Source organism: Enterobacillus tribolii, assembly GCF_003363015.1.
GTDB classification, from domain to species: domain Bacteria; phylum Pseudomonadota; class Gammaproteobacteria; order Enterobacterales; family Enterobacteriaceae; genus Enterobacillus; species Enterobacillus tribolii.
The window spans coordinates 65923-88952 of record NZ_QRAP01000012.1 but is presented as its reverse complement, the minus strand read 5'-3'; the positions used below and the strand labels follow the sequence as shown (position 1 = coordinate 88952).

Below are 23030 nucleotides of genomic sequence, written 5' to 3'. Positions count from 1 at the left end.
GATGGCGAAAATTACCGAAGCAATGATGACGCAAATCTTGCAGCTGGTCGGCGGCGCTCACAACGTTGCCGTTTGCGGCAACTGCATGACGCGTTTGCGTTTGACGCTGAAAAACCGGGCGTCAGCCGATCATGGCGGGTTGAAAAAGATCCCCGGCGTAATGGGCGTCATTGACGGAGACGACCAACTGCAAATCGTCCTGGGGCCGGGCAAAGCCCAGACCGCCAGCGAAATGATGAACGCCCTGCTGAGCCGGCAGCCCTCCGCCACGTCCGACGCCGCACCGGCGGCCGATCTCGGCGCCCTCGCCAGCGCCAACAAAAAGCAAATGAAAGCCCGGCAAAACAGCGCCGTGCATAATTTCCTGACGAAATTCGCCACCATCTTCACCCCGCTGATCCCCGGCTTCATTGCCGCAGGCCTGATGCTCGGCGTCGCTACCCTGCTCCAGCAAACGCTGGCAATGGAAGGCACAACGCCCGCCGCCTGGCTGACCGGCCTGATCGGTTACCTGAAGGTTTTCAGTACCGGTATGTTCACCTTCCTCAGCATTCTGGTCGGCTATAACGCCCAGAAAGCCTTCGGCGGCAGTGGGGTTAACGGCGCGATTATCGCGTCCCTGTTTATCCTGCGCTATGTCCCGGAGGGAACCACCGGTTACTACGCGGGCATCGACAGCTTCTTCGGCCTGACCATCGATCCGCGCGGCAACATCATCGGCGTGCTTTTAGCCTGTATTCTCGGCGCGTGGATTGAACGTCAGGTACGCCGGCTGATCCCCGACAATCTCGACATGATCCTGACATCATCGATCACGTTATTGATTACCGGCGCGCTGACCTACGTCGTCATCATGCCGATCGGCAGCGAGCTGTTCAAAGGCATGTCGTGGCTGTTCCTGCATCTTAACGGCAACCCGTTCGGCGCCGCAGTGCTGGCCGGGCTGTTTTTAATTGCGGTGGTCTTCGGCGTTCATCAGGGGTTCGTCCCTGTTTACTTCGCGCTGATGGATACCCAGGGGTTCAACTCTCTGTTTCCGATCCTGGCGATGGCGGGCGGCGGGCAGGTCGGTGCGGCGCTGGCGCTTTATATGCGCGCCCGTGCCGGCTCTACGCTGCGCATTCAGGTAAAAGGCGCCATCATTCCGGGGCTGCTCGGGATCGGCGAACCACTGATTTACGGTGTGACGCTGCCGCGCCTCAAACCCTTCGTGACCGCCTGCCTCGGCGGCGCAACGGGCGGCTTCTTTATCGGTCTGGTCTCTTATCTGGGCCTGCCGGTCGGGCTGAATACCGTTTTCGGCCCATCGGGCCTGGTATCCATTCCCCTGATGACGTCCGGTCAGGGCATCTATGCGGGTATGGCGGTTTACGTGGCGGGGATACTGATTTCTTACGTTGCGGGATTCGTGTTTACCTGGTTCTTCGGCAGTAAAAACGTAGACCTGAGCTAACCGGAGCGAGAGGCGGCCCGGCCACCTCCGCTACCCGTAATCACAAATCCGTTGAGCCGAATGCCTGTTTCCAGTCCTGCTCGAATTTCACGACCGCAGCCTCTACCGCCGGTGCGGAAAGGAACTGCTGGGCGACGTCCAGCGGCAGCGTGATCGCTTCGCAGCCCGCCAGTAAGCAGTCCAGCGCCTGACGCGGCGTTTTGAAGCTGGCCGCCAGAACTTTAGCCTGTGGCGCATGCAGTTTCAGCAATGACTGAAGCTCCCGCACCATCTGCAAGCCATCGCCGCCTTGCGCATCCACCCGGTTTACATAAGGCGCGACATACTCCGCCCCGGCCAGCGCCGCCAACAGCCCCTGCGCTGCGCCGTAAACGGCGGTCCCCAGCGTAGGAATACCTTCCTGTTTCAGGCATTTAATCGCCGCCAGACCTTCCGCCGTTACCGGCACTTTCACGACGATTCCCGGCACCCGCTGATGAAGCTGACGCGCCTCACTCACCATCTGCTCCGCCGTGCGGCCCATTACCTGAGCGAACAGCGTTCCCTGCCCGCCCAGCGCCTCCTGCAACTGCGGCAATACCTGCCACACCGGCTGCCCGCCCTGCGCCACGATGCTGGGATTGGTGGTTACGCCGCTCAGCGGAAAAATGCGCGCCAGGCGTTTTACAGCGGCAACGTCCGCGGTATCGAGATAGAGTTCCATAATATTTCCTTCAACCCATTGAATTTAATTACAGTTCCAGTTCACGCGTCAGCAACGCTTCAATCTGTGCGGCATCGGTCGCTTCCACCAGTGCACGCCGGAATTCCTCATGCATAATGCGGCGCGCCAGGCGGGAGAAAATCCGCATGTGCTGATCGCCGGCAGCGTGCTTATTAAGCGTCAGCATAATGACGAACTCCGCCTCTTCATCGCCCCATGCCACCGGCTGCGGCAGCTTAGCCACGCTGATCGCCGACTGTTCAATATGTTCCGATTTGGTATGCGGAATGGCGAAGCCAAATCCCAGCCCGGTAGAAAACACCGCCTCACGCGCCCACAGGTCCGCCTCCAGCTTACGCGGATAGCGGCAACGTCCGGCCAGCAGCAGGTTATCCGCCATGCCTTTAATCACTTCCTCTTTGCTGCGCCAGTCGTTATTCAGCGAAATGCAGTCGCGGCCAATCAACGGGGCATCCTGACGGGACAAGCGGAACTGCGCCAGCAGATGCTCTACCTCCAGCGAGGTGCGGCAGGCCATCGCTTTATTCAGCAACAGACGGCATTCGCGGCTGTCCAGCTGCGCCAGCCGGGCCTTGGTTGCCGGAACCGACGGCGCGCTCATGCTGATTTCATCCAGCCCCATTCCGACCAGCAGGGGCAGCACCGAACCCTTGGCGCCTAATTCACCGCACAACCCGATCCACTTACCGTGGCGGTGAACTTCACGCACCGCATGATCGAGGGCGCGCAGAAACGCCGGATTCAGGCTGTTATAATGTTTGGTGACTTTGGCGTTGTCACGATCCACCGCCAGCAGGTACTGGGTCAGATCGTTACTGCCAATGCTGAAGAAATCGATCTCTTCACAACACTGATCGATGATAAACATCACCGACGGCACTTCCAGCATGATCCCCAGCGGAATCTTTTCATCAAACGGGATCTGCTCGGCGCGCAGTTTCTGCTTCACCTCCGCCAGTTGATCCTTCACCCACAGGATCTCTTCCATGGAAGAGATCATCGGGATCATGATCTTCAGGGAACCATGTGCCGAAGCGCGCAGGATGGAACGCAACTGAGTATGGAACAGGGTGAGAAACTCCTGATAGATGCGTACCGCCCGGTAGCCCAGGAACGGGTTGTTTTCCGCCGGGATATTGAGGTATTCCACCGGCTTGTCGCCGCCGATATCCATCGTCCGCACGATAATGCTGCGCCCGTCCGCGCTTTCCAGCGCCTGGCAGTAGATGTTATACAGCTCATCCTCCGCCGGCGCGTGGGCGCGATCCATATACAGCATCTCGGTGCGAAACAGCCCGATGCCTTCCGCGCCATTGGCAAACGCCGGCGCGGCTTCCACGGAATGCGCAATATTTGCGGCCACTTCCATACGAATACCATCGGCGGTGCGTCCCGGCTGCTCCAGAAAGGCCCGTTGCTGCTGCGCGATAGCCTCTTTAACCTGCAACTCCTGGCGATAGTAACGGCGCACCGGCTCCGTCAGGTTTACGGCAACCAGCCCCAAATCACCGTCCAGGCACACTTCCTGCTGTAACCACGGCATCAGCTCCGCAGCCTGCACGCCCACCAGCGTGGGAATATTGAATGAGCGTGCCAGAATCACCGTATGCGACGTACTGCCGCCGCTGCTCAGCAGCAAGCCCTTCAGCATGGACTTATCCAGCTCCAGAAACTGGCTCGGCGTCAGTTCATCCGCCATGCAGATACTCGGCCCCTGCAGCGCCCGCTGGGACGGAAAGTAGGTTTCACCGTAAATCTGTTGCAGCAATTGATAGCTCACATCACGCACGTCCAGCGCCCGCTCCTGCAGATAGGCGCTGGATGACTGCGCAAACTGCGCGCAGAAATACTCCGCCGCACGCACAATGGCCGCCGCACAGCCTGCGCCCTGCAACACGCCTTCCAGCAGGCGGGTACGCAGCGAAGCATCGCTCACCAGCGAGCGGTGCGCCTCCAGTACGGCGGCGGCGGTGCCGCAGTCTCCCAGCAGTTGCAGCTCAATGGTCCGTTGTAATGCGTTCAGGCCGCTATCAAGCCGCGCCTGCTCGCTTTCGATACTTGCCGCTTCAGGCAGATTTTCCGGCAGTTGCAGGGCCGGAGCAGCCAGATGCACCAACATTCCCGTTGCAATCCCGCCGCTGACCGGACGTGCGCGTATCACCTGCGGGTTAAGGTTGCTCAGCGAAAACGGCAGGGCATCAAGCGTATCCTGTGTGGTTGCCTGCTCCAGCGGCGCATCGCAATGGGGAAATTCCTGGCTGATAAACTGACTGAAACGCGTCCAGGCCGCCTCTTCGTCATCACCGCTGATGGTGACGTGGCACTCGTCGTTAAGCAGCGTATCCGTACCAATCAGCGCCAGCGCGCTTTTCGCATCGCCGCTGCGACCGGTGCGGACGTTATGCCAGGAAAACGTTGCAACGTATTGATTACACAGCGTCTCAACATGGCTGGCAGGACGGGCATGCACCCCGTTGGGTAATTCGCAGACAAACTTCACTACTTTCGCCATAAACCTTTTTCTCCTCGGAGGAAGCGCGCTACCGCGACATGAATGGCTACAGCATAAAAGTACGATCGCGTTGGTGGCTACGGGACAAAACTGCCAAAAACTGGATAAATGTAAGCTTACGGATGAAATGGGATATGGCTCACAGAGCCGCATTGCAGGTATAGATGCTGTGAATACGTCACAACGTTGAGGTGGATCGCATTTTTTACCGGACATTACAAAAATCCAGTAAATGGCAATTTTCTCCACTGTCTGCCCACGCCGCGATTGCCTATTGTGAAAACCAATTCAGTTTCTTCACCGGGATCGCCCCGGTGGCGCACTACCCACAGCCCACAGAGGCCGGAGAGTCAACAATGAAAGAGTTGGTTCAAATTCTCAGAAATACACGTCAACACCTGATGACCGGGGTATCGCACATGATCCCCTTCGTGGTTGCCGGCGGCATCCTGCTGGCGGTTTCCGTTATGCTTTACGGGAAAGGGGCCGTCCCGGACGCCGCTTCCGACCCCAACCTGAAAAAACTGTTTGATATCGGCGTGGCCGGTTTAACCCTGATGGTGCCTTTCCTGGCCGCTTACATCGGCTACTCCATCGCCGACCGCTCCGCCCTGGCTCCCTGCGCCATCGGCGCCTGGGTCGGTAACTCGTTCGGCGCGGGCTTCTTCGGCGCCATCATCGCCGGCCTGCTCGGCGGCATCATCGTGTTCTACCTGAAAAAGATCCCGGTGCCCAAAATTCTGCGCTCCGTGATGCCTATCTTCGTCATTCCAATCATCGGCACCCTACTGACCGCCGGGATCATGATGTGGGGGCTGGGCGAACCCGTCGGCGCCCTGACCAACGGCCTGACTCAATGGCTCCAGGGGATGCAGCAAGGCAGCATCGTGGTGCTCGCTGTGATTATGGGCCTGATGATCGCCTTCGATATGGGCGGGCCAGTTAACAAGGTCGCCTACGCCTTCATGCTGATTTGCGTGGCGCAAGGCGTGTACACCGTGGTGGCTATCGCCGCCGTCGCCATCGCCACCCCGCCGCTCGGCCTGGGGCTGGCAACGCTGATTGGCCGTAAGTATTACGGCATGGAAGAACGTGAAGCCGGTAAAGCTGCGCTGCTGATGGGTTGCGTCGGCGTCACCGAGGGCGCGATCCCCTTCGCCGCCGCCGATCCGCTGCGCGTTATCCCCTCCATCATGATCGGCAGTGCTTGTTCAGCCGCCGCCGCCGCACTGCTCGGCGCGCAATGTTACGCCGGTTGGGGCGGTCTGATCGTCCTGCCGGTCGTGGAAGGAAAACTGGCCTATGTCGCCGCGCTGGCTATCGGCGCCGTCGTCACCGCGCTGTGCGTCAACCTGCTGAAAAGCTTCGCAGCGAAAAAGCAGGCGGAGCAAAGCGCCAAAAATGACGACCTGGACCTTGATTTTGAAATTAACTGATTACGCGTGAGGAAAAGATTATGACTAAAATTATTGCCGTTACTGCCTGCCCGTCCGGCGTCGCCCACACTTACATGGCCGCCGAAGCCCTGGAACGCGCGGCAAAAGCCAAAGGCTGGGAATGCAAAGTGGAGACGCAAGGCTCCATCGGCCAGGAAAATGAACTGACCGCCGACGATGTCGCATCCGCCGATATGGTGATCCTGACCAAAGACATCGGCATCAAGTTTGAGGAAAGATTCAAGGGCAAGACAATCGTGCGCGTCAACATCAGCGACGCGGTGAAGCGCGCCGACGCCATCATGAGCAAAATCGAAGCGCATCTTACCCAGACTGCCTGAGCATCAACCCGCCGGGCGCCGCACAGGCTGCCCGGCCACCAAGGAGAACATGATGACCGCCCGCATTGAACGCCTTAAAGCCGCCCTGTTCGCCAACCCGCGTGAAATTTCGCTGGAACGCGCCCTGTTGTATACCGCCAGCCATAAACAAACGGAAGGCGAACCCACCATCCTGCGGCGTGCTAAGGCCACGGCCTATATCCTCGATCACGTGGAAATCTCGATCCGTGAGGATGAATTGATCGCCGGTAACCGGACGGTCAAGCCACGGGCGGGCATCATTTCCCCGGAAATGGATCCGTACTGGCTGCTTAAGGAATTGGATCAATTCCCGACCCGTCCTCAGGATCGCTTTGAAATTTCGGAAGAAGATAAACAAATTTATCGCGAAAAGCTGTTCCCTTACTGGGAAAAGCGCTCAATGAAAGACTTCATCAACAGTCAGATGACGGATGACGTTCGCGAAGCCACTCAAACCCAGATTTTCAGCATCAACCAGACCGACAAAGGCCAGGGGCATATCATCATCGATTATCCCCGCCTGCTGCAAAACGGACTGGGCGCACTGACCGATGAACTGCGGGTATTGAACGCCCGCGATCCGGGTAACGCCTTTTTCCGGGCCACCCTATTGCTGCTCGAGGCTTCTCAGCGCCACATTCTGCGCTACGCCGCGCTGGCGCAGGAAATGGCGCTCAACTGCCGCGATGGCGAACGTCGGCGCGAACTGACGACGCTCGGCGAGATATCCCGCCACGTCGCCGTGCACCGCCCGGAGGATTTTTATCAGGCCAGCCAGCTGTTCTGGTACATGAACGTGATTCTGCAATATGAATCCAACGCCAGCTCCCTGTCTCTGGGACGCTTCGATCAGTACATGCTGCCGTTCTACCAGGCATCGCTCGATCAAGGCGCCGATCCGGCGTTCCTGCGCGAGCTGCTGGAATCATTGTGGGTGAAGTGCAATGACATCGTGCTGCTGCGTTCAACCTCCAGCGCCCGTTATTTCGCCGGTTTCCCCACCGGTTACACCATCCTGCTGGGCGGGCTGTCAGAAAACGGGCGCAGCGCGGTAAACACGCTGTCATTCCTGTGCCTGGACGCCTATCAGACCATCCGCCTGCCGCAGCCCAACCTGGGTGTACGGGTGAATGAGCTTATCGACCGGCCGTTCCTGTTGAAAACGGCGGAAACTATTCGCCTCGGAACCGGCATTCCGCAAATATTCAACGACGAGGTCGTGGTGCCCGCGTTCCTCAACCGCGGCGTGTCGCTGGAAGATGCGCGAGACTACTCGGTGGTCGGCTGCGTTGAGCTTTCCATTCCCGGCAAAACGTATGGTCTGCACGATATCGCCATGTTCAACCTGCTGAAGGTTATGGAAATCGTGCTGCTGGAAAATGAAGGCAACCCGGACGTCACTTACGACAGTCTTCTGGGCCAGATCCGCGAGAAAATTTGCCATTACGTCCGCCTGATGGCGCAGGGCAGCAACATCTGCGACATCGGCCATCGTGACTGGGCGCCGGTTCCGCTGCTATCCTCATTCATCAGCGACTGCCTGAAAAACGGCAAAGACATTACCGAAGGCGGCGCACGCTATAATTTCTCCGGCGTGCAGGGGATCGGCATCGCCAACCTGAGCGACTCCCTCCATGCACTGAAAGGCATGGTCTTCGATCAGCAGCGCCTGAGCTTCGATGAACTGCTCGCCACGCTGAAAGCCAATTTCAGCACGCCGGAAGGGAAACAGATCCGCGCGCGATTAATTAACCGCTTTGATAAGTACGGCAACGATATCGACGATGTCGACAACATCAGCGCCGATCTGCTGCGTTTCTACTGCAAAGAGGTGGAATCTTACCGCAATCCGCGCGGCGGCCAGTTCACGCCCGGTTCGTATACCGTTTCCGCCCACGTGCCGCTGGGCGCGGTTGTCGGCGCAACCCCGGACGGGCGCTACGCCGGCGAGCAACTGGCGGATGGCGGCCTGTCGCCGATGTTGGGCCAGGACAGCCAGGGGCCGACCGCGGTACTGAAATCGGTCAGCAAGCTGGATAACTATCTGCTATCCAACGGAACGCTGCTGAACGTGAAATTCACGCCCTCTACGCTGGAGGGGCAACAAGGGCTGAACAAGCTGGCGGACTTCCTCGGCGCCTTTACCAAACTGAAGCTGCAGCACATCCAGTTCAACGTGGTCAACGCGGATACCTTGCGCGAAGCGCAGGCCCGGCCGCAGGACTACGCTGGCCTGGTGGTACGCGTAGCCGGTTATAGCGCCTTCTTTGTAGAACTGTCGAAGGAGATTCAGGATGACATCATCCGTCGCACCGCGCATCAGTTGTAACACCCTGTACGATGACGGCGACGCACGTCCGGGCCAGGATACGGCCCGGATTTTCAACATTCAGCGCTATTCGCTCAACGACGGCGGCGGCATCCGTACGGTGGTCTTTTTCAAAGGCTGCCCACACATCTGCCCGTGGTGCGCCAATCCGGAGTCCATGTCGCCCCGCATCCACACCGTCCGGCGTGAAGCCAAATGCCTGCACTGTACGCCATGCCTGAACGATGCGGATGAATGCCCGGCTGCGGCAATGGAGCGCATAGGCCGCCAAGTAACGCTTGATGAGCTGCTGAAAGAAGTGCTGAAAGACGATGTATTTTACCGGGCTTCCGGCGGCGGCGTGACGCTCTCCGGCGGTGAAGTGTTGATGCAGGCGGCGTTTGCCACCCGCTTCCTTGAGCGGCTACAGGCGTTGGGCATCCATACCGCCATGGAAACCGCCGGTGATGCGCCGGCAAACACCCTGACGACGCTGGCCGGACACTGTAATCAGGTTCTGTTTGATTTAAAAATTATGGACCCGCAGCTGGCCCGTACCATACTCAACATAAATCAGCAGCGCGTGCAGGAAAACTTTGCGCTGTTGGTGGCGCGGGGAATTGACGTTATTCCCCGCCTGCCGCTGATTCCCGGCTATACGCTTAGCGAAGAAAACCTGCGCCGCGCGCTCGATTTCCTGGCGCCGTTTAAGCTGAAGGAGCTGCATCTGCTGCCGTTTCACCAGTTTGGCGAGGCCAAGTACCGCCTGCTTAATCGCGATTATGCCATGCGTGACGTACCGGCCCCGGACGAGCAGGAAATCACTCCGCTACGGGAAATGGCGCAGGCGGCGGGATATCATGTCGTCACCGGCGGTTAAACGTAATACACTGACATTGATGCCAAACTTCGGTACTCCATTTCAACGTTTAACTTCAAGTAGTTAACTTCTGGACTGGCGACCTAAACATGCGGGGGATGCGATGACACTCAAACTGATTGCCGTGACCGGCTGCATCAGCGGCGTCGCTCACACCTACATGGCCGCTGAACGTCTGGAAAAGCTCTGCCACCAGGAAAAATGGCTGGTCAAAGTCGAAACCCAGGGCGCGCTGGGCACCGAGCATAATTTGTCAGCGGAAGACATCAGCAATGCCGACGCAGCCTTGTTAATCGCCGACATCGAGCTGGAAGGCATGGAGCGCTTCGCCCACTGCCGCTGCGTGCGGATTGGCATCAGCACATTTCTGCGCGCGCCGGATAAAGCCGTTCAGGCGGTAAGAAAAATTCTCGCCTCACCTCAGGCAACCCATATTACGGTAAGTTGAACAGTGCCTGCCCGGCGATTTCGTCCTGATGTTCAAGCAGGCGTACATAGTATTTCACCCGCTCCGGGTTGCGGGACGCCCGCAGTTGCAGGGCCAGATTGATCTCCGCCAACGGCCGGGCGCAGGCGACCCGGGGATCGTCCTCCGCCAGACGCCCGTGTTGCACTAACCAGTCCGCAACCGTATCCCAGTTCCACAACGGTGAATTCCCCTTAAGGCGCTGAACAGGGTTCGGGAAATTGCGCGGCCCCCGGTTGCCGTCTTTCAGTAACGCCACGGCCTGGCGCGACAGCCCGGCCAGATCAGCAATATCACTAAGGCCAACCAGCAGGGAATCCACCGACTCAACACGCGCGCCGATGCCTGCAGATTCAATATCCCGGATTGCCGTCAATACGGCGACAGGCAATGCGTCGCTGTCACGGTCGAACTCCAGATAAACGGAAGTCCCGTAAAAATAAACCAGCGCATCACCGCAGCCGCTTTCAAACAAAGCATCTTCCAACCCTTCGGTCGCGGAAGTTACGCCGGAAAGCGTCAGCGTGAAGTTATAAAGGGGCATAAATCTCTTTTTCTCCCTGACGGAATGTGAAAGGCGGTTGCCCGCCTTGGTTAACGAGATTATTCAGGCGTGCAACGGATAATCATCCTGATAATCTGCCTGGCATGGTTTTCCGGGCTTCTTGGCGTGGACCAGACACTCATCTGATGCTCCCTGTGCCCGGGGATACCGCACCGGATTCGGCCAAAGCAGTGTGAGCTTCTGCCTCCGGCATCGAAATCCCAGCCTCTGGAGATCGCATATTCAATGGCTGCCTGAATATGTTTGTTGGGATGTTCCTTCATCAACCTCCTGTCGTACGTAATATAGCCACATTGTTGACATTGGTCAACATTCTCTTTTTCACGACTCTCCGCTCAGGGAGGCCCGTGTGCGCCGACTATACGCCCGGAGCCGGTGTCATCGCCGCAGGCCATTTACGGTTCCCAAAAGGGCTTTCCAAAGTATTTCATCGCATACATTGCATTTGCATAATCCTGCGAAACAATGCGCAGCAACAGTCTGACGTTTAAGGGGAATGGCGGATGAGGGGTTTAAGTAAATAACATTGATGGTATATTCAGTGGGCTTTTTATCTCACGACGGAATATCCCGGTGTATAAAATCCTCTTTGCCTGTTTCATTGCATTATTTGGCGGCCTGGCCTGCGCGGCGGAGTTCTCTGCGGTGGATCTATCCCGCGAGTTTGCCAGAGATCCCGACGCGTTCAGCGAGCAATATCAGTATGAAAACGACTTTACACTGCACGGCGTCTTCCGCGCCCTCGACGACACCGCCAGCGGGAAGGTCGTGTTGATGCTCGGTCTGCCCTCAGCGGAACTGACGGAAGAATACGATCCGCGCGGAATTATTCAGCTGAACCCTGATCCGGCGGGCAACCGGCGCTTTCTGGGGTTTGAGATGGGAGACCGCATCACCGCACATTGCAGCAGCCTCGACACGACCATCGGTTTTCTGATGTTCCGTGGTTGCACGTTTTCCTTTACAGAATAGTCAGTTATCGTCCAGGTTCGTCAATTGACTGCGGTACTGGCTGCGATATTCCGATGGTGAACGTTCGGTATTCTTGCGAAACAGACGGCAAAAGTAGTTGCTGTCGACAAAACCGCAGGCGTGCGCAACTTCCTTCACCTTCATGTCATAGCGCTTGAGCAAGTGCTTGGCCTGTTCCAGCCGGGTATGATTCAGGTATTCGTTAAACCCGACGCCGCCCGCTTTCTGGCAAAGATGGGACAGGTAGTTCGGTGAAATATAAAAGGCCTGCGCGACAGACTCCCGCGTCAGCGGCTCGTGGTAATGCTCGTCAATATATTCACGCACGGCGTCAAACAATGCCTGACTGCGCGACGCCGTCTGCGCCAGGCTGCCCAGCAGATCCATGCTGTGGCTGAGCAGGCTTTTAACGATGAAACGCGCGGTGCCCTGATCGCTCTGATGCCAGGCCAGTTCATTCAGCGCCTGTAACAAAAACGACCCCACGCGCGGCCCCCGGCGCGCCACGTTTTGCCGCCCCAGCGTCCTGAACTCGCCGCCGTCCCAATGCAACAGGCTGAACCCAAGCTGTTGTTTGCCAAACAGCACGCTCAGCGTCGTCACCGGCGTGTCCCATACCGGGTTATTCCAGCCTCCGGCCGGCACGAACAACACATCGCCGGCCACCAGCGTTTGCTCCAGCGTCATTCCTTGCCCCTCTTCCCAGATCATGCGCTGCTCGCCTTCCACGATGATCTCCAGACGGGGGAAATTGACCTGATAGGCCAGTTCCGGCGCCTGATGCTGATTGCCGGCAAAGCGCACCTGGCCAATCCCGGCGGGATCGTCCAGCAGTTTGGCAAGCACCTGGGAGGGATCGTAATTCATGGTCAAACCGGCATCAGAGAATGAGTTCTCTGATTATCCGGGGAATGTGGCGGGATGCAAGATACGAAAAACCGGGCCGCACGGACCCGGTTTTCATTATGCACCAGAGAATTACAACGCTCTCAGTCGCTGTGCCGCTTTCACCATGTTCCCCAGCGCCGCACGGGTTTCCGGCCAGGCACGGGTTTTCAGGCCGCAGTCCGGATTCACCCACAGGCGTTCGGCCGGAATGCTGTCCGCCGCTTTGCGCAGCAGCGCCTCAATCCATTCCACGCTCGGCACGTTGGGAGAGTGAATGTCATACACGCCCGGCCCGATTTCATTCGGATATTCAAAGTCACGGAAGGCATCCAGCAGTTCCATGTCGGAACGCGAGGTTTCAATGGTGATTACGTCCGCATCCAGCGCCGCAATGGAGTCCATGATGTCATTGAATTCGCAATAACACATATGCGTGTGGATCTGCGTGTCGTCACGCGCAACTGCCGCATTCAGGCGAAAAGCGTCCACCGCCCAATCGAGATAGGCCTGCCAGTCAGCGCGGCGCAGCGGTAAACCTTCACGCAGGGCCGGTTCATCAATCTGGATAATACCGATGCCCGCCTGTTCCAAATCTGCAACTTCATCACGCAGCGCCAACGCGATCTGTTTGGCGATGGTCTCCCGGCTGACGTCTTCACGCGGGAACGACCAGCAGAGAATGGTTACCGGGCCGGTCAGCATGCCTTTTACCGGTTTGTCCGTCAGGGACTGAGCATATTTGGCCCATTCCACGGTGATCGGCGCCGGGCGGCTGATGTCGCCGATGATCACAGGCGGTTTTACGCAGCGTGAGCCATAGCTCTGCACCCAGCCATTCTGGGTAAAGATGAAGCCGTCCAGATTCTCGCCGAAGTATTCCACCATGTCGTTACGTTCGGCTTCACCGTGCACCAGCACGTCCAGCCCCAGGCTTTCCTGTTCGGCGATGGCCTGTTTGATATGTTCGCTGATGCCGGTGCGGTAACGCGGCGTATCCAGACGGCCTTGTTTGAAATCCAGACGCAGCGTACGGATCTCCGTGGTTTGCGGGAAAGAGCCGATGGTGGTCGTCGGCCATGCCGGCAGATTGAAGCGCTCGCGCTGTAACGCCGCACGCTGCGGGTAAGGTTGGGCGCGCTCGCTGTCGCGGGCGGTAATGGTGGCAAGACGCTGCTCCACCAGAGCATTATGCACACGCGTTGAGTTGCGACGGGCGCGGATCGGCGCGCTGTAGGCCTCCAACTTCGCCAGATTCCCGGCCTGCGGCGCGTTCAGCGCACCGGCCAGCAATGCCAGTTCCCCGCACTTTTGAATGGCGAAGGCGAACCAGCTTTTTACTTCATCGTCCAGGCGGGTTTCCGTGCCGAGATCAATCGGGCTGTGCAACAACGAGCAGGAAGATCCCACCCACAGTTGGCGCTTCGCCGCCAGCGGTTGCAGACGCGCCTGCCACTGCGCCAAATCGGCGCGCCAAACGTTACGCCCGTTGATCGCGCCGACGGAAAACACCCATCCCTCCGGTAAAGCGGCTTCCAGTGCGTTCAGATCGTCATGACCTGCAACCGCATCGACATGAAGGCCGTCCACCGGCAGTGCGCGGAGGGTGTCGAGGTTATGCGTTACCCCGTCGAAATAGGTAGTCAGCAGCAGCTTCACCTTGCCGGCCAACGCCTGATAGGCAGCGTGATAAGCGCTCAGCCACTCACGCGGCAGCTCCAGCACCAGCGCCGGTTCATCAATTTGCACCCACTCGATGCCGCGCTGCGCCAGTTCAGCCAACACCTGCTGATAAACCGGCAGGATATCTTTTAACAGCGTCAGGCGATCGAATTCTTCCCCTTTCACTTTACCCAGCCACAGGTAGGTCAGCGGCCCCAATAATACCGGCTTAATCTTATGACCCAGCGCCAGGGCTTCGTCCACCTCATCCAGCAGTTGCGTCCAGCTCAGGGAGAAACGCTGTCCGCGCGTAAACTCCGGCACGATATAGTGATAGTTGGTATTGAACCACTTCGTCATTTCCGACGCGGCGGCCGGCTCCCCGCTGGGCGCCCGGCCACGGGCGATGCGGAACAGGGTATCCAGGTCGATGCTGTCGTCTGCATTGCGGTGACGGGCAGGTACGTTGCCCAGCAGCAGGCTGGTCGTCAGCACATGATCGTACCAGGCGAAATCACCGACCGGCAGTAAGTCTACCCCGGCGTCCTTTTGCTGCTGCCAGTGGCGGGCGCGCAGCGCTTTCCCTGCCTCCAGCAGTTCTTGTTGCGACAACGTGCCGGCCCAGTAGCTCTCTTGTGCTTTCTTCAGCTCACGGCGCAGACCCACACGCGGAAATCCCAGAATATGACTGATTACGCTCATTATTTAACCTCTTCGGATATTCGGTTCCGGCTTCTCTCTTGCCTTATCGTCACAAGTTTTAGCCATCCAGATGTTTACACATCCATAATCCGCAGGTAGTGTATATCTCACAAGCGCAAATTATTCACATTCAAAATGAGTAACCTTCATGATCGAGCTGAAACATTTGAGAACGTTGCAGGCCCTGCGCAGTACGGGGTCGCTGGCCGCCGCCGCCGCTCAGGTTCATCAGACCCAGTCAGCGTTGTCGCACCAGTTCAGCGATCTGGAGCAACGTCTGGGTTACCGGCTGTTCGTACGTAAAAGTCAGCCTCTGCGCTTCACTCCGCAGGGGGAAATTCTGCTGCGCCTGGCGGAACAGATATTGCCGCAAATCCAACAAGCGCTTCAGGCCTGCCATGAACCGCATCAGACGGCGCTGCGCATCGCCATTGAGTGCCACAGTTGCATACAGTGGCTGACGCCGGCGCTGGACAACTTTCGTCGCCTTTGGCCCGACGTTTCGGTGGATTTTCAGTCCGGCGTCACCTTCGATCCCCAACCGGCCTTGCAACAAGGCGAGCTCGATCTGGTGCTGACCTCCGATATTCTGCCGCGCAGCAGCCTGCACTACACGCCGATGTTTGATTATGAAGTGCGTCTGGTGCTCGCACCCGACCACCCGCTGGCGCGTTATGAAGAGATCGTCGCGCAGGATCTTGCTCCTGAAACGTTGCTGATTTATCCGGTACAGCGTCAGCGGCTGGATATCTGGCGCCACTTCCTGCAACCGGCGGACGTCTCCCCGGCGCTGAAGAACGTCGATAACACGCTGTTGCTGATCCAAATGGTCGCGGCCCGCATGGGGATCGCCGCCCTGCCGCATTGGGTTGTGGAAAGTTTTGAACGTCAGGGGCTGATCGTCACCCGGACGCTGGGTCAGGGTCTGTGGAGCCGCCTGTACGCCGCCGTACGCGACGGCGAGCAGCAGCATCCGGTAACCAGCGCGTTTATTAAGTCGGCCCGCGATCATGCCTGCACGCACCTGCCGTTCGTACGCAGCGCGGAACATCCGGCAGCGGCGCGGGCAACGGCCCCGGTTCGTCATGAGGCCCAGTCAGCCTGATAATTTGACGTTCCGCACGCATTGCGCCATGTGAAATCCCCGGGCAACGATTAGAATCTGAAGACGTGACGTGTTCCTGCTCTCCCGAGGCTTTCCATGAGACTGTTGTCTTATCTTTTTTCGCTGTTTGTAGTCATTGTGCTGGCAGGAAGCCCTCCCTCATACGCCGCTGATGACGCGCCCTGGCCGCGCAGTTTTACGTCATCCGGCACGGATATCATGCTCCACCAGCCCCAGCTTGACGGCTGGCAGGGCAACAAATTGCAGGGAAGGCTGGTCATGGCGGTGAAAACCGGCACCGTTACCGGCAATGACGGCAAACCCAGGGACAAAATCAGCTACGGCGTGGCCTGGTTCAGCGCCCGAACCGACACCGATAAAGAGCGGCGTCAGGTGACGCTGAGTGATATCAACGTCAGCAAAGTCAACTTTCCGACCGATGCCGCCAATCAGGCGCACTATTTAGCGCTGTTACGCCAACTCATTCCCCACCATCCGCTGGTCATCAGCCTTGACCAACTTGAGTCCGATCTGGCCATCCAGAATAACAGCCCGCAGCAAAACATCCGGGTAGACAATTCGCCGCCGGACATTCTGTTTGCCTTTCAGCCTACGCTGCTGGTCATGCTCGACGGCCAGCCGGCCTGGCAGGCAACCGGTCAGAAAGGCGTGGAGCGGGCAATCAACACCCGCTCGCTGCTGCTCAGGGAAAGCGGTAATTATTACATCTGGTTCAGCGGGCAGTGGTACAGCGCCACTGCGCTTACCGCCGCGTGGGCGGTGCAGTTAGAGGTGCCGGCGGAAATCAATTACGCCATGCAGGCCGCCATTAAAGATACACGGCTGGACACCGGACCGAAGCAGGCGCAGGTCAAACCCGCGGTGGTGCAGGTGGTCACTAAACCTGCCGAACTGATTCAGATTAACGGCGACCCGCAGTTCATGCCCATTGCCGGCACCCGCTTGTCTTATGTGGCCAATACCGCGTCGGACGTGTTCATTGACGACGCGGAAAACAACGCCTGGTACGCGTTGATCTCCGGCCGCTGGTTCCGCGCGGAAACCACCAAAGGCCCCTGGCAGTACGTCGACGGCGCAAAATTACCCGCCGATTTCGCCAAAATTCCGTCCGACAGCCCGAAAAGCGCCGTGTTGGCCTCTGTTCCCGGTACGCCGGAGGCGCGCGAGGCGCTCATTGCCAATGCCGTACCGCAAACAGCGGCGATTTCGCGCAGTAAGGCCGCGCTGAAAGTGAGCTATGACGGCGGCGCGGCAAAATTCAAACCGATCGCGGGTACGCCGTTGAAATACGCCTGGAACGCTGACGTTCCGGTTATTGAAGTCGACGCCCACAGCTATTTCGCAGTGAAGAACGGCGTCTGGTTCAGCGCTACCGCGCCTTCCGGGGTATGGAAGGTCGCCGCCAGCGTTCCGGCGATCGTTTACACCATCCCGCCGGATTCACCGCTGCACTACGTCACCTATGTCCGGATATACGGCAGCAACGACGATACGGTCTACGTCGGCTATACCCCCGGCTATTACGGCACCGTGGTGAGCGGCAACGTGGTGGTGTACGGCACCGGCTACCCCTGCAATGCCTGGGTCGGCAACGTCTGGTACAGTTGCCCAGCCACGTACGGCTACGGCAGCAGCTTCGCTTGGGATCCCGCCATCGGCTGGTCGTTCGGCTTTATCAGCGGCTGGATGTGGGGAAGTTACTGGAATTCGCCGGGATGGGGGCCATGGAGCTATAACTATCCGCCGTATCCGGGCTACTGGGGCGGCGGCGTGTCGGTGTATAACGTCTATAACCACTGGGGCAACACCGTCGCTCAGGGCGTTCGTACGGACTGGAGCAACCCCTGGACGGGTAATCACGGCAGTCAGGTACGCGGCAGTTTCTATAATCAGGCCACCGGCGGGCACGGCTACGGCTATGCGGGTAAAGTAACCAACGACGGCACGGGAATCACGCGGGGCGCCGCAGGCAACGTACGCTTTAACCCTGAAACCGGGCGCGCGGTCGCCGATCGCAGCGCCGGCATCAGTAATCCCGGCACCGGCAACGCCGCCGCCGTAAACGCCCGTAACAGCGTTAACGTCAACACCGGGCGCGAAACCCACAGTCAGAGCATCGCGGGCAGCACGCCGCAGAGCGCGGGCAAAGCCGGCAGTTTCACCTCGCTCGGCGCAGGCGGCGCCGTACATGGTTCAGGCTACGTGCACTACGACAAGGAAACCGGCCAGATCAATCACGGCGGCGCTATCGCCGGGCCGGACGGAATTTACGCCGGCCACGACGGCGCCGTCTATCAGCATACCGCCGACGGCTGGCAGAAGATGGACGCCAGCGGTAACTTCGTCAGCAGTAAACCACCGGCGGAAGTCAGCAATGACTATCAGGCCCGCCAGCGTGGCGGCGAACGCCTGAATGCCCGGCAAAACGCCATTGCCGCCGCTCCGCGTCAGCAATGGCAGCCCACAGAGCATCAGCCATCACAGGCCGCCGGGCAACGCCGGCAGGCGCTGCAACAGCGTCCAGCCTTTCAGGAGCGTCACTTCGATCGCAGTAATTACGAGCCGCGCTTTCGCGGTCGTATGGGCGGCAGACGCTGATTCAGCGCTGAAGCGGCACAACCCAGCGGCGGTGTACCCACAGGGAAAGCGCGATAACACCGCCGCCGGCGATCAAACGCAGCCAGTCGGGATGCTGTTGCCAGACGGCCAGGTTTACCAACAACCCGGCCGGAATCAGCACGTTGTTCATGATCGCCAGCGTACCGGCGTCCACTTTGGTGGCGCCGTAGTTCCACATGAAATAGCCCATCCCGGAAGCGCCGATACCCAACCACAGCAAAATACCCCACTGCAATCCGCTGGCCGGCAATTGATGGAAATTGCCGAACAGCAGCCAGGCCGGCAGCGCCACGCACAGCGCGCCGAGATAAAACCAGGAAAACGCGTTGTGCTGCGGCATCGGATAGAGCTCCATCAGCCGCTTATACCCCACCTGACCAACGGCAAAGCAAATATTGGCGCCCTGAACCAGGCAAAATCCCAGTAAAAATTTCTGGCTCAACGGGTTATAGCGAATGATCAAAGCGCCGAATACCGCCAGCAGGGCGCTGAACAGGTATCCCCAGCGCAGGCGGTTCCCCTGCAACAGGTCATAAATTAACGTGACGTAAATCGGCGTCATGATGGTAAACAGCAAGATTTCCGGCACCGAGAGGTAAAGAAAAGACTGGTAGTAGAACAGGTACATCACCCCGAGCTGGAAGGCTCCCACCGTCATATACAGCAGCGCCTGCCGCGGCCGCACTCCGCGCAGGCGTAAAAAGGGCAGGAAGACCACGCAGGCCAGCGCCACGCGGATCATCACCGCAAACCAGGCATCTACCTGACCGGCCAGATATACGCCAATCAGGCTAAACGAGAAAGCCCACAGCAGGGTCGTCAAAAGCAGGAAAACCACGCCATCATCCACTATTTGCCGAAAGAAGGCGCAAGTTTACCGAATCCGCGCACGGCATGCGCAGGCAATAAGGTTTACATCCGGATGAATTTTCGCCACTCAGCGTGTTTCCGACAATTCCCTGGCATCTACGGCGCGCGCATGCAGCGCCAACGCGGGAAAATCACGATAGGTGTAGTAACGGATGGGAGGCGGAAGGTTCTTCATCGAACTACCCGGCCAAATCTGCAACTCGCCCAGTTCATCCAGCGAAAAACCGCCCACGTTATCCGCCAGTTGCAGACGCAGCGGCGGCGTTTTTTCGCCCGGCACCGCGGAAGGCAGACGATTATCGCCGGTTTGATAATTGCGGAACAACACCAGGTATTTGTCCGGCAGGCGACGATGGCTGTTCCACCAGTTGCCGTCCAGCATATCGAAATGGAAGCGGGTTTCCACCGCCGGCACCGCCTCCAGCGTATGCAGCGCCTGCGGAAGAATCCTCTGCATCGCCAGGTTATAGTTTTCCAGGGAGGAAGCATGACCGGCCAGAATCACGCTGATGGCCAGCCGCGCGCCGAGCAGGTTGGAGTAGAGATCTTCCGGTGAAAAAGCAGAGACGCCTTCGGAAAATCCGGGAACGGATTCATAACCATACCACTGCGCCACTTCATGCCAGGCCGCAAGCTGAAACGCCAGCCGCGCCGCCAGCGCAGCGGCCAACTGATAGCGCTGAACCGGATCGGAGGGCGCGGTGAACGCCTTAAGCACAATGCGGCGTTCGCCAAGCTCGTTACCCAGGGTGATATCATTACTCAAACCCAGCCGCGGCCAGATATGCGTGAAAAGAAACAGCGTGTAGTCCGCGGTATCGCGCACGTGGGCCAGGTCGATAAAGCCGCCGCGACGGGTGTAGAGCAAGCCGTCAACTTCGCTGCTCAGCCCCATCAGGTTGGCGACCGCGCCGAGCATGCTGTCATTGTAATGATGCTCGCCCAGGCTGTCGGCCTCAACCACGTTGCCCAGCATGTAGAAAGGCACCGGAATGCCCAGCGCCTGCGCTTGCAGATTGTAGCCGAAGGCGCAACAAGGGCGCAGCCCGTCCGGCGTGGAAAGCGGCGGCGCCACCGGCCAGACGCGGGCTGCCTTTTCCTGCGGCCGGGTGTGCAGATCAGGAAGGATCGGGAGCGTGGACGATGCCTGTCCCTGACAACCAATCAGCAGTAACGATCCTAAAACCAACGCGCCAATACGCACTTAAAACGCTTCCCCGACCTGAAAATAGAATCCCGAACTGCTTTTCCCTACGCCGAAATCCAGCCGCACGTTCATGCGCGGCTTGAACTCAAAGCGATACCCGGCGCCGACGGACGGCAACCAGGCACCCTTACCCAGGTCGCCTGAACGATGCGCCAGGGTGCCGGTCCCTAACCAGGCCACGAAACCGTGCCGCCAGTCCAGCTTACGCCGGTATTCTAACTGAGTACTGACAGCATCGCGATCGCGATAACGTCCTTCATAATAGCCACGCATACGCTGGTCGTTGCCCAGCAATGACATCATATTCCACGGCACGTCGCCCTGCGTAAAGCGGCCGTAGAGATCCCACGCCAGCACCGTTTTATCGTTAAACGGATAGTACAGGCCATAGCGGCTTTCCAGCACGTCAAAACGGTCATCGCCGCCCAGGTCGGGAGAATAGTGGGTGTACGTCAGGTCTGCAACCTGACCGCGGGAGGGGTTCGGCACGAAGTCACGCGTATCGTAGGAAAGCGTCGCGCTGGCGCCGGAGCTGAACACCGAGGTGCCGCCCGGCGCACGCTGAAAATTCCCTTTCCAGACATCCTTCACCGATGCGGCATCCTGCGCAGAAAGCGACCATCCCAGTCCGAAATAAGTATCTGCCGCAAGCCGGCGCAGCACCGTCGGCGCTAACGCGAACTCCTTCGACGTATATTCCTGCTTGTGATTATCGTTTTTCCCCGCTCCGTAGCCATCGCCCCAATAGTATGTGGGCATGTTTTTCAGGCTGCCGTTCAGGTAAAAGCGCCAGCGATCCTGCGCAAAGAAACTGTAATTTTCAAAACCGGCGCCAAAGGCGCCGGTTGAACTGACAAAGCCCGTCAGGGAAAGCGTCGAGTTCTGGCTGACGCTATCCGTCGCATCCGGCCGGTACATACCCACCACGGCGGCGCCCAGCCCCAGGCCAAGCTCCGGGGTATAAAACGGGCCGGGCATCACGCCCCAGTCGATGCCTTTGCTGGCGTCAAACTGATTGTCGGAACCCAGCCCCTTCAGCCACCCGTCGATCTGCGCCCGATCGGGCAACAACCCCGCCTGCACATTCACCGTCGCCAGCAAAAACAGCCAGGGTAAAAACGCTTTGCCCATCAGAAACGATATTCCGCCGATACGAAGAAGCTATTACGGTCGGCAAAGCCGAATTCCGTAGCGACGTTAAAGTTGCGGGTAATCTCATACTGCGTTCCCAGCAACACGTTCCAGGGCGATTCAAGATGCTGTTTAACCTTAAAGCGGCCTTTGCCGTCCGAATCCGCCAGCTTCATCAATTGCTGCAGCTCAGCCGGCATATTCAGATCGGACAGGCTGCCGCGAAACTCCTGCTGCACGTCCTGATACATCGAGCCTACCCACACGCTCAGCTTCGTTGGCCCCAGGTGCAACGCCGGCATCTCGGGAATATCGAACTTATAGCCCACGCGCGGAGACACCGTGAATGCGTCAATGCTGCCGTCCAGAATGTCGAAGCGGGTTTGGGTATAGTTGATGTCGGTCAGAAAGAACCAGTTTTTATAGCCGCCGGCCAGCACCGTACCCGCACCATAGGTCACGCCTTTAAAATCCAGGGTGAAATCCAGATCCTTCAGCTGTCCGCTTTGGTTCATGTTGTGGATAACGCGGGAAATAATGGTGTTCAGGAAGTTGCCGGAAAACTTGGAAGGGTCGGAGTCTACCGAAACTTTTGAAACCGAGCTGCCCTTGGTGTAGCCCACCAGGCCATAAATGTTCATAAACGGCAGCACCCAGGCATCCAGCTTGAGCGTTTCGGTTTTGCTGCGTTCACGGGTATGCCCTACGCTGATGTCAAACAGTTCAGACGGCAAGGGCGTGAAGCTGTTGCCGGAACCTAATCCAAGACCGGAGAAGCGAATGCTGTCAACGTCGATATTCTGCCGTATATTCATGTAATTAACGTTGATACCGAACGGCTCGGGTAAATCATACCCCTGCGCCCGGGCTTCATCTCCCCAGAAAGGCAGGACAGAACCGCCGCCGTCGCTTTTCTGCGCATCTGCCGCTGCCGGCACGGCAGCTTTTTCGGCACCAGATGCCGCGGCGGTACCCGGCTTATAGGTATCCGCCGTTGTAAAGGCAGGCCGGGCTGCACGGTCAATCAGGATATCCGTGGCATCATCGGCCAGAACGGTGCAAGCAAAAGAAGATGAGAACGCCGCGCAGGCAAGCGGAAACAGCATTTTTCTTTTCATTTTTCGTCGTTTCTGTTGGTCAGTGGGGAATG

The 23030-nt window shown here is 58.5% G+C and carries 19 protein-coding genes; 9 read left to right on the top strand and 10 right to left on the bottom strand.

Translation table 11 applies throughout. The annotated features are described in order from the left end of the window. The first annotated feature begins 1 nt into the window (after nucleotide 1). Nucleotides 2–1453 (top strand): PTS N-acetylmuramic acid transporter subunit IIBC, encoded by a 1452-nt coding sequence (gene murP, locus C8D90_RS19560; protein WP_115460148.1) that lies wholly within the window; start codon nucleotides 2–4, stop codon nucleotides 1451–1453. 40 nt (nucleotides 1454–1493) lie between these two features. Here murP and fsa read toward each other — a convergent pair whose 3' ends face one another. Together fsa and ptsP are read right to left on the bottom strand one after the other, a co-directional pair. Next, nucleotides 1494–2156, bottom strand: a complete 663-nt coding sequence (gene fsa, locus C8D90_RS19555; RefSeq protein WP_115460147.1) for a fructose-6-phosphate aldolase — start codon at nucleotides 2154–2156, stop codon at nucleotides 1494–1496. 28 nt (nucleotides 2157–2184) lie between these two features. Continuing rightward, nucleotides 2185–4689, bottom strand: a complete 2505-nt coding sequence (gene ptsP / locus C8D90_RS19550; protein WP_115460146.1) for a phosphoenolpyruvate--protein phosphotransferase — start codon at nucleotides 4687–4689, stop codon at nucleotides 2185–2187. Nucleotides 4690–5045: 356 nt separating this feature from the next. Here ptsP and C8D90_RS19545 point away from each other — a divergent pair, with 356 nt between their 5' ends. The 5 genes from C8D90_RS19545 (at nucleotide 5046) to C8D90_RS19525 (ending at nucleotide 10123) form a co-directional block, all read left to right on the top strand. Next, the gene (locus C8D90_RS19545) at nucleotides 5046–6125 is read left to right on the top strand and encodes a PTS fructose transporter subunit EIIC (RefSeq protein ID WP_115460145.1); all 1080 of its coding nucleotides are present in this window, start codon (nucleotides 5046–5048) and stop codon (nucleotides 6123–6125) included. A gap of 20 nt (nucleotides 6126–6145) precedes the next feature. After that, nucleotides 6146–6466 (top strand): PTS fructose-like transporter subunit IIB, encoded by a 321-nt coding sequence (locus C8D90_RS19540; protein ID WP_115460144.1) that lies wholly within the window; start codon nucleotides 6146–6148, stop codon nucleotides 6464–6466. 52 nt (nucleotides 6467–6518) lie between these two features. Beyond that, the gene (locus C8D90_RS19535; RefSeq protein ID WP_115460143.1) at nucleotides 6519–8816 is read left to right on the top strand and encodes a formate C-acetyltransferase; all 2298 of its coding nucleotides are present in this window, start codon (nucleotides 6519–6521) and stop codon (nucleotides 8814–8816) included. Next, a complete protein-coding gene (locus C8D90_RS19530; protein WP_115460142.1) occupies nucleotides 8782–9675 on the top strand; it encodes a [formate-C-acetyltransferase]-activating enzyme in 894 nt (297 codons plus the stop codon). The genes C8D90_RS19535 and C8D90_RS19530 overlap by 35 nt, the downstream gene beginning before the upstream one ends. A gap of 103 nt (nucleotides 9676–9778) precedes the next feature. Next, entirely contained in the window at nucleotides 9779–10123 is a 345-nt protein-coding gene (locus C8D90_RS19525) for a PTS fructose-like transporter subunit IIB (RefSeq protein WP_115460141.1), read from the top strand. Here C8D90_RS19525 and C8D90_RS19520 read toward each other — a convergent pair. Further along, nucleotides 10110–10685, bottom strand: a complete 576-nt coding sequence (locus tag C8D90_RS19520) for a DNA-binding protein (RefSeq protein ID WP_115460140.1) — start codon at nucleotides 10683–10685, stop codon at nucleotides 10110–10112. The genes C8D90_RS19525 and C8D90_RS19520 overlap by 14 nt on opposite strands. A gap of 59 nt (nucleotides 10686–10744) precedes the next feature. Next, entirely contained in the window at nucleotides 10745–10969 is a 225-nt protein-coding gene (locus C8D90_RS22300; protein WP_115460139.1) for a hypothetical protein, read from the bottom strand. Nucleotides 10970–11279: 310 nt separating this feature from the next. On the opposite strand from C8D90_RS22300, the gene C8D90_RS19510 reads away from it, so the two are divergent. Further along, complete coding sequence (locus C8D90_RS19510; RefSeq protein ID WP_115460138.1) at nucleotides 11280–11678, top strand: hypothetical protein; 399 nt, start codon at nucleotides 11280–11282, stop codon at nucleotides 11676–11678. Here the strand turns inward: C8D90_RS19510 and C8D90_RS19505 are convergent, their stop codons facing one another. Further along, complete coding sequence (locus C8D90_RS19505) at nucleotides 11679–12545, bottom strand: AraC family transcriptional regulator (protein WP_115460137.1); 867 nt, start codon at nucleotides 12543–12545, stop codon at nucleotides 11679–11681. 111 nt (nucleotides 12546–12656) lie between these two features. Further along, nucleotides 12657–14927: a 5-methyltetrahydropteroyltriglutamate--homocysteine S-methyltransferase gene (gene metE, locus C8D90_RS19500; protein WP_115460136.1), complete on the bottom strand. Its 2271-nt coding sequence runs from the start codon at nucleotides 14925–14927 to the stop codon at nucleotides 12657–12659. 148 nt (nucleotides 14928–15075) lie between these two features. On the opposite strand from metE, the gene metR reads away from it, so the two are divergent. Beyond that, nucleotides 15076–16032: an HTH-type transcriptional regulator MetR gene (gene metR, locus C8D90_RS19495; RefSeq protein WP_115460135.1), complete on the top strand. Its 957-nt coding sequence runs from the start codon at nucleotides 15076–15078 to the stop codon at nucleotides 16030–16032. A gap of 96 nt (nucleotides 16033–16128) precedes the next feature. After that, nucleotides 16129–18651, top strand: a complete 2523-nt coding sequence (locus tag C8D90_RS19490) for a hypothetical protein (protein WP_115460134.1) — start codon at nucleotides 16129–16131, stop codon at nucleotides 18649–18651. A gap of 1 nt (nucleotide 18652) precedes the next feature. On the opposite strand, the gene C8D90_RS19485 is transcribed toward C8D90_RS19490, so the two are convergent. The 4 genes from C8D90_RS19485 to C8D90_RS19470 all read right to left on the bottom strand — a co-directional run bounded on the left by C8D90_RS19485 (nucleotide 18653) and on the right by C8D90_RS19470 (nucleotide 22998). After that, entirely contained in the window at nucleotides 18653–19510 is an 858-nt protein-coding gene (locus tag C8D90_RS19485) for a carboxylate/amino acid/amine transporter (protein WP_115460179.1), read from the bottom strand. A gap of 99 nt (nucleotides 19511–19609) precedes the next feature. Next, nucleotides 19610–20746 carry a DUF4056 domain-containing protein gene (locus tag C8D90_RS19480; protein ID WP_376744990.1) on the bottom strand — a complete coding sequence of 379 codons (1137 nt, stop codon included), beginning with the start codon at nucleotides 20744–20746 and terminating at the stop codon, nucleotides 19610–19612. Continuing rightward, a complete protein-coding gene (locus C8D90_RS19475) occupies nucleotides 20747–21880 on the bottom strand; it encodes a BamA/TamA family outer membrane protein (protein WP_115460133.1) in 1134 nt (377 codons plus the stop codon). Beyond that, entirely contained in the window at nucleotides 21880–22998 is a 1119-nt protein-coding gene (locus C8D90_RS19470) for a hypothetical protein (RefSeq protein ID WP_115460132.1), read from the bottom strand. The genes C8D90_RS19475 and C8D90_RS19470 overlap by 1 nt, the downstream gene beginning before the upstream one ends. Nucleotides 22999–23030 lie beyond the last annotated feature (32 nt).